This is a genomic window from Pseudoalteromonas sp. Isolate6, assembly GCF_022398435.1.
Classification (GTDB): domain Bacteria; phylum Pseudomonadota; class Gammaproteobacteria; order Enterobacterales; family Alteromonadaceae; genus Pseudoalteromonas; species Pseudoalteromonas galatheae.
Genome location: NZ_JAKEVK010000399.1, coordinates 1 through 886 on the forward strand (window position 1 = coordinate 1; position 886 = coordinate 886).

Annotated in this window: 2 protein-coding genes; both read left to right on the forward strand. The window is 49.4% G+C overall.

Annotated features, from left to right (window positions below; genetic code table 11):
- Window positions 1-217, forward strand: a 217-nt coding sequence (locus tag L1D50_RS23125; protein ID WP_239966950.1) for a hypothetical protein, incomplete at its 5' end; no start/stop codon positions are given.
- Window positions 192-886, forward strand: a 695-nt coding sequence (locus L1D50_RS23130; protein ID WP_239966951.1) for a hypothetical protein, incomplete at its 3' end; no start/stop codon positions are given. The genes L1D50_RS23125 and L1D50_RS23130, both read left to right, overlap by 26 nt.

Here is an 886-nt window from a genome sequence, read left to right on the forward strand (position 1 = left end):
AGACGACGCAGGTAAAGAATCCCAGCTTCCTGTACACTCAGAGCTCGGACAGGACCTCGAAAACGATACTGAAGGGGGAGCTGTGGTCTCTGTGCCACCATACCTCGGTGATCAGCGCAAGCTTGAAGAAGAACTACAACGGGCCCACTCCCTTCCACAAGCTGTTCCTGGTGACGCTGACGAAGAAGTACATGGCGTACATATGGCGCTTCAATGAGATGAAGGACTCATTCGAGATCTGCATCCAGATTGCGCTTAAAAACGTCAACTACAACCTGAACTTCCGGTGTCTATGGATGAACATAGAGAGCGAAGTGGTGGACTTTAACTTCAGCAGCAGAGCCTTCATAATATTCTACAACACGACCACCGAGAGCCGCTACAGCATCGTGACGAGCGAGCAGGACGGTATGGCCGGGCCCAACCTGAATTTGAACGTGGAGGACGATGCACGGTACGGTTACCTATGCGACTACTTTAATAGCCTTGACCTGAACAGCGACTTTAACGGCTGCCTATGGGAGACTGACTACGAGCAGGACAAGGATGACGATGAGGAGTCTTCAGGTGGTTCACAAGACGAGAACATAGTGTTCGGAAGGTATGACGACTACGTCCAGTACTTTGAAATATACGGAATAGACGGGTTGTACAACTACAGGTTGGCAGTGACGAGCGAATACATCCTCGGAAGCAACGAGATAATGATGCCTATCAAAATAAAGTCGATTGAGTCAGTAGTGCTGTGCAACTACACGTTTGAGACGGGGCTGGTGACGCTGTACACGAGCGATACTCTGAGGCCGAACAAGATAACGACAAAGTTCCCGATAAGCGTGAGTAAGTGGATAACACTTAAGTCGACGAACCTGAATAACTTCTACAC